The 6,561-nt window shown below is 71.2% G+C and carries 4 protein-coding genes; 1 reads left to right on the top strand and 3 read right to left on the bottom strand.

Annotation, left to right across the window (positions count from 1 at the left end):
• Positions 1-130 precede the first annotated feature (130 nt).
• The 3 genes from ACFDTC_RS10450 to ACFDTC_RS10440 form a co-directional block, all read right to left on the bottom strand.
• The gene (locus ACFDTC_RS10450; RefSeq protein ID WP_375258819.1) at positions 131-2,998 is read right to left on the bottom strand and encodes a DNA translocase FtsK; all 2,868 of its coding nucleotides are present in this window, start codon (positions 2,996-2,998) and stop codon (positions 131-133) included.
• Positions 2,999-3,026: 28 nt separating this feature from the next.
• Complete coding sequence (locus ACFDTC_RS10445; protein ID WP_375258818.1) at positions 3,027-4,208, bottom strand: aminotransferase class I/II-fold pyridoxal phosphate-dependent enzyme; 1,182 nt, start codon at positions 4,206-4,208, stop codon at positions 3,027-3,029.
• Positions 4,209-4,372: 164 nt separating this feature from the next.
• Entirely contained in the window at positions 4,373-5,704 is a 1,332-nt protein-coding gene (locus tag ACFDTC_RS10440) for an amidase (protein ID WP_375258817.1), read from the bottom strand.
• Between the two features lie 79 nt (positions 5,705-5,783).
• Here ACFDTC_RS10440 and ACFDTC_RS10435 point away from each other — a divergent pair.
• The coding region (locus tag ACFDTC_RS10435; protein ID WP_375258816.1) for an FAD-dependent monooxygenase at positions 5,784-6,561 on the top strand (778 nt) is incomplete at its 3' end.

Here is a 6,561-nt window from a genome sequence, read left to right as displayed (position 1 = left end):
ACGAGCTTCACTTCCAGCTGAACTGAGCCGCCGCGCCCGTTCGGGATCGGCTCAACGCAAAAACGCGCGCCCCCACGAGGCGCGCGTTTGGCGTTTCATCTTCGCGGAAGCGGGCCGACAGCCCCACCGGTCACTGTTCCGGCACGAGGATCTCGCGCTTGCCCACGTGGTTGGCCGAGGACACGACGCCCTCGTCCTCCATCTGCTCGACGAGACGAGCGGCCTTGTTGTAGCCGATGCCCAGCTTGCGCTGGATGTAGCTGGTCGAGCACTTGCGGTCCTTGATGACGATCGCCACCGCTTGGTCGTAAAGGGCGTCCTCGCCCCCGGTGTTGCCGCCGGTGTTTAGCCCCAGCACCGCGTCGATGTCGCTGGACTTGTCCTCGTCCGGGCCCTCGACAACGCCGCCCACGTAGTCCGGCGCGCCGAAGGACTTGAGGTGGTTGACGATCTCCTCGACCTCCTCGTCGGACACGAACGGCCCATGGCAGCGGGTGATGCGCGCGCCGCCGGCCATGTAGAGCATGTCGCCCATGCCCAGCAGCTGCTCGGCGCCCATCTCGCCCAGGATGGTGCGGCTGTCGATCTTCGACGTCACCTGGAAGCTGATCCGCGTGGGGAAGTTCGCCTTGATCGTGCCGGTGATCACGTCGACCGACGGGCGCTGCGTGGCCATGATCAGGTGGATGCCCGACGCCCGCGCCATCTGCGCCAGACGCTGGATGCAGGCCTCGATTTCCTTGCCCGCGACCATCATCAGGTCGGCCATCTCGTCGACGATGACGACGATGTAGGGCATCTTCTTGGGCTCGAACTCTTCCGTCTCGAAGACCGGCTCGCCGGTCTCGTCGTCGAAGCCGGTCTGCACCGTACGCGAGAACATCTCGTTCTTCTTCAGCGCGTCCGCCACGCGGCTGTTGTAGCCGTCGATGTTGCGCACGCCCATCTTGGACATCTTGCGGTAGCGGTCCTCCATCTCGCCTACGACCCATTTCAGGGCGACGACGGCCTTCTTGGGGTCGGTCACGACGGGGCTGAGAAGGTGAGGGATGCCGTCATAGACCGACAGTTCCAGCATCTTGGGATCGATCATCACCAGCCGCAGCTCGTCCGGGGTCAGCTTGTAGAGCAGCGACAGGATCATCGTGTTGATCGCCACCGACTTGCCCGAGCCGGTGGTGCCGGCGATCAGCAGGTGGGGCATCTTGGCGAGGTTGGCGACCATCGGCTCGCCGCCGATGTTCTTGCCCAGCGCCAGCGGCAGGCCGTGCTTGCCGTCGCCGTAATCGCGGCTGGCCAGGATCTCGCGGAAGCCGACCATCTCGCGCTTCTCGTTGGGCAGCTCGATGCCGATCACGCTGCGGCCGGGCACGGTCGAGACGCGCGCCGACAGGGCCGACATGCTGCGCGCGATGTCGTCGGCAAGGCCGATCACCCGGCTGGCCTTGAGGCCCGGCGCGGGTTCGAGTTCGTACATCGTGACCACGGGGCCGGGGCGGACGCTGACGATCTCGCCCTTAACGCCGTAATCGTCGAGCACGGTTTCCAGCATACGCGCGTTTTCCTCGAGCGCCTCGTCGGACAGGACGTAGCGCTCGATCTTCTCGGGGCTCATCAGCAGCGACAGCGGCGGCAGCTCGAACGCACTGGCGCTGTCGTCGAACTGCAGGCTGGGCTGCGCCTCTTCCTGCGCGCGGCGCGAGGGCTGGATCGGCGCACGGACGGGCTGCTGGACGACCTTGCGGTCGGACACGGCCGGCCGGTGCGGTGCGACCGGCGCGGGGCGCGTGTCGGTCAGCAGCTCGGCCTCGTCCTCGGGGTAGGCGTCGTCGTAGCCGCAATCGCCGCTGCCGGCCTCCCAGGCGTCACCGTCCCAGGCGGCGTCGTGTCCGGTGACGGGCGGGGGCGGCGGCGGAACGGCCGCGCCGGTCAGCGGCGGCTCGGCCACGGCGCGGGGCGAGATGAGCAGCGGCTGCGGGCCGCGGCCGCGCCCCCCGGTCAACGGCTTGGCCGGATCGGGGCGCATCGTGCCGCGGGTCACGCCGTTCAGCCGCGTGCGGATCGCGTCCGAGATGCGCGCGCGCACGCGGTCCTCGCCCGGCTCGTCGATCTCGACGCCGTCCATGTCGCGCTCGATCAGCTCGGGCTCGGGCATCTCGTCGGCCATCGCCGGCCGGCGGACGAGGCCGGGCATGCGAGACAGGAAGCCGCCGCGCGGCGCGGGCGCCTCGTCGTCGTCATCCCAAGCGTCGTCGCGTGCCGCCTGGCCCGCACCGCGCGCGGGTTCGCGGCGGGCGCGGCGGTCTGCCTGCGCGGCCTGCAGCCGCTGCGCGCCGGCGACCGCACCGGCTGCGCCGAAGCCCACCAGCCGCATCACGGTGGCGTAGGTCATCACCACGCCCAGCGCGAGGAACCGCGCGATGCGGCGCAGCTCGTCGCGGGTGAAGCCCAGCACGAAGGCACCGAAGCCCACGATGGCCAGGCCCGCGACCGCCTGCATCAGCTTCAGCCCCAGCCCGGGCGCCACCGGCAGCGCGGTCAGGACCGAGCCCATCATCATGTCGCCGAAGAGCCCGCCCAGCCCGAAGCTGTGGGTCCAGGATTCGCCCGCCGTCAGGCCCGAGGCGTAGACCGAGCACAGCGCGACCCAGATCGGCGCGAAGACGATCCGGCCGATCAGCCGCCCCTCGCCCTGGTGCGCGACCAGGCGCAGGCCCCAGACCAGCGGCACGGCGGCGAAGGCCCAGGCGCCCCAGCCGATGATCATGAACAGCGGCGCGGCGATCGCGGCGCCGGGGCGCCCCGTCCAGTTCTGCACCGGCGCGTCGGTGGCCGACAGCCAGCTGGGATCGTCCGGCGCGTAGGACGCGATCATCGCGCCCGCCAGCAGGCCCAGCCCCAGCAGGACGATCCCGCACAGCTCGCGGCCCCGTCGTTCGAGGGTCGCGGCGGTGTCGGTGTCGAACAGGGGATCGCGGCCCCGGGTCTGATATGCCATGACGTGCCTCTTCGCGTTGGTCTTTTCGTCAGTCGTACAGACAGTCCCTGATCGCGATCAGGGCCTGTTCCGTCTCGTCTTCGGGTCCCACCAGGGCGACGCGGATGTAGCCCGCGCCGGGATTGGCGGTGTCGGTCTCGCGCGTCAGGTAGGCGCCGGGCAGAACCCGCACGCCGGTCTCACGCCAGAGCTTCAGCGCCGCCGCCTCGCCGTCGTCGACCGGCAGCCACAGGAAGAACCCCGCCTGCGGCGGCCGGTAACCCGGCACGTTGCCCAGCACCCGATCGGCGATCTCGAACTTGCGGCGGTAGAGCGCGCGGTTCTCCTCGACGTGGGCCTCGTCGGCCCAGACCGCCTCGGCCACGCGCTGCAGCGGCAGCGGCAGCGGCGCGCCGGAATAGTTGCGCAGCTGCTTCATGCGCGCGATCGATTGCGGCCCGCCAGCGGCGAAGCCCGAGCGCATCCCCGGCAGGTTCGACCGCTTCGAGAGCGAGTGGAAAGCGACCACGCGCTCGGGGTCGGCGCCTGTGCGCGCGGCGACCTGAAGCGCCCCGGGCGGCGGCGTGTCGCGCCAGATCTCGGAATAGCACTCGTCGGCGAGGATGCGGAAATCGTGTCGCTCGGCCAGTGCCAGAAGGTCCGCCCAGTAGCCCTCGTCCGCCACGGCGCCCTGCGGGTTGGCGGGCGAGCAGACGTAGCACAGCGCGGTGCGGTCCAGCACCGACGCGGGCAGTGCCGCGAAGTCCGGCAGGTGGCCGGTCGCGTCGGTGGCGGGCACGAAGACGGGCTCGGCCGCGACGGACAGCGCGGCGATCATGTAGACTTGGTAGAACGGGTTCGGCATCAGCACGGCGGGCGTACCGCCGGCCTTCTCCTCGGGGCACAGCGCCATCGCGGCGTTGTAGAGCCCCTCGCGCGTGCCGTTCAGCGCGATGACCTGCGACTCGGCCTCGACCGTCACGCCGTAGCGCCGTGCCAGCCAGTCGGCGATAGCCTGCCGCAGCTCGGGCGTGCCGTCGTTGGGCGGGTAGCGCCCGAACTCGTCGGCGTGACGCGCGATGATGTCGGTGATCCAGGGCGGGAAGGCGTGCTTCGGCTCTCCGATGGTCATGTGGCGCACGGGGCCACCCGGCGCATGCGCGTCGAGCAGCGCCCGCAGACGCGGGAACGCGTAGTCCGGCAGGTTCGAGAACCGGTCTGGAAACTGCATCGATTGCCTCGGGTTCCGGGGTCGTTGGCGCCCCGTTTGGGATCAGGATACGGAATCCGGGGGCATGCTGTCCAGAATGCAACAGCTGCAGGCCCGGTCTGTGACGAGAAAGCCTCAGGGTTTCGAAAACCTTAACGCCCGGCGGCGGCGGATCTGGCGTTTCGCTAGGCCAGCGCGCGCTCGGCCGCGGCGGCGACGCGCAGCAAGCGATCCTCGCCCATGGCGCGGCCCAGCAGCATAAGCCCGCAGCTGGCATGACCAGTGGGCAGCGTGATCCCGCAGACGCCCATCAGGTTGCCCACGCGGGTGTTGCGCAGGGTCAGCAGGTTCTCGGTCACGTAGTAGTCGCCCTGCTCCATCAGACGGTCGACCTGCGGCGGCAGGTTCGGCGCGGCCGGCGCCAGGACGGCGTCGAATGCGGCGGTCCGCTCGGCCCAGACGCGCCGTGCGGCCAGCATGCCCTGCCAGGCCGCGGCGTAATCGGCGCCCGCGTGATCCTTACCGGCGGCGAAGCGGTCCCGGATCGGGCCGAACATCAGATCGCCCTTCTTCTCGATCAGGTGGCGCCAGTGCGCCCAGGCCTCGGTGGTATAGAGAACCGCCGAATCGCCCATCGGCCCCTCGATCTCGGGCGCGTCGAAGTCGACCAGCGTGGCGCCGGCGGCCTCGAGCCGCTTCAGCGCGTCCTCGTGTGCCTTCGCGGGTTCGTCGCGCAGGTCGTCGGTCACGATGGTGCGCAGCACGGCGAAGCGGCGGCCCTCGAGCGAGCCCGGCGCGGACAGGTCCGGCGCGGCGCGCCCTTCCAGCACGCCCAGCATCAGCGCGGCATCCTCGACGTCGCGGGTCAGCGGGCCCACGGTGTCGAACCACGCCGCCAGCGGCACGATGCCGTCGAGGCTGATGCGCCCGTGCGTCGTCTTGAGGCCCACGAGGTCGTTCCACGCCGCGGGGATGCGGACCGAGCCGCCGGTGTCGGTGCCCACGGCGGCGGCGGCCAGACCGAACGCCACCGACGTCGCGGCCCCCGAGGACGAGCCGCCCGGCACCGCGCCGCCGTCGTTGACGTTGGGCGGCGTGGCGGTGACGGGGTTCAGCCCAAGCCCGGAAAAGGCCAGCTCCGACAGGTGCGTCTTGCCCAGGCAGACGGTGCCCAGCGCGGTGGCGGTGCGCAGCACCGGCGCGTCGGCCTCGGGCACGCGGTCCTTCAGCATGGCCGAGCCCGCCTCGGTCGCGATGCCGGCGGTGTCGACGTTGTCCTTCCAGCTGATCGGCACGCCGTCGAGCGGCGACAACCGGCGGCCCTCCTGCGCGCGGACGCGTGCGGCGCGGGCTTCGGCCATGGCGCGGCCGGGCGTGGTGCGGGCATAGATGCGGTCGGCGACCAGGCTGGCTGCGATCGCGTCGAGGAAATGGCCGGTCAGATCCACCGGGTCGATCTCGCCCGACGCGATGCCACGGCCCAGCGTCGCGGCGCTGCATTTCGTCCAGTCGGTCATCGGCCCCTCCGGTTTTCGGGGCACGGTAGCGGCGGGATGGCGGATGGACAATCCCGCCCCGGCGCCCATATGTCGGGGCATGGACAGCGATCTTCTCATCACCGGCGGCGGGTTGAACGGCGCGACCCTGGCGCTGGCCGCGGCGCGCGCCGGGCTGACCAGCACCGTGATCGACGCGCTGCCGCGCGACACGCGCGCGACGCCGGGTTTCGACGGGCGGTCCTACGCGCTGGCGCTGGGTTCGGTCCGGATGCTGCAGGCGCTGGGGCTGTGGGACACGCTTGGACCCGAGGCGCAGCCGATGCACGGCATCCGCGTCAGCGACGGCCGGGTGGGCGACGCGTCGGTGTTCCTCGGCCTCGATTTCCAGAGCGCCGAAATCGAGGAAGGCCCGATGGGCCACATGCTGGAAGACCGTTTCCTGCGCCGCGCCACGCTGGACGCGATGGACGCGGATGCGCGCATCACGCCGCTGTCCGAGGCCCGCGTCACCGCGCAGGAGACCGACGCGCGCGGCGTGCAGGTGACGCTGCAGGACGGCCGGCGCCTGTCCGGGCGGCTGCTGATCGGCGCGGACGGACGGCAAAGCGGCACGGCGACGCGCGCCGGCATCCGGCGCACCGGCTGGACCTACCGCCAGCGCGCATTGGTCTGCGCCATCGCACACGATAAGCCGCATGGCGGCATCGCGCACCAGCTGTTCCTGCCCTCGGGGCCCCTGGCGATCCTGCCGCTGCCGGGCAAACGGTCGTCGATCGTCTGGACCGAGGCAGACGCCCAGGCCCGCGCGATCGACGCGCTGGGCGACGAGGATTACCTGACCGTGCTGCGCCCGCGCTTCGGCGACTTCCTGGGCG

Source organism: Citreimonas sp., assembly GCF_042096055.1.
In the GTDB taxonomy this organism is placed as follows: domain Bacteria; phylum Pseudomonadota; class Alphaproteobacteria; order Rhodobacterales; family Rhodobacteraceae; genus Citreimonas.
Note: the sequence above shows the minus strand (reverse complement) of the source record. Positions and strands in the feature narration are given on the sequence as shown.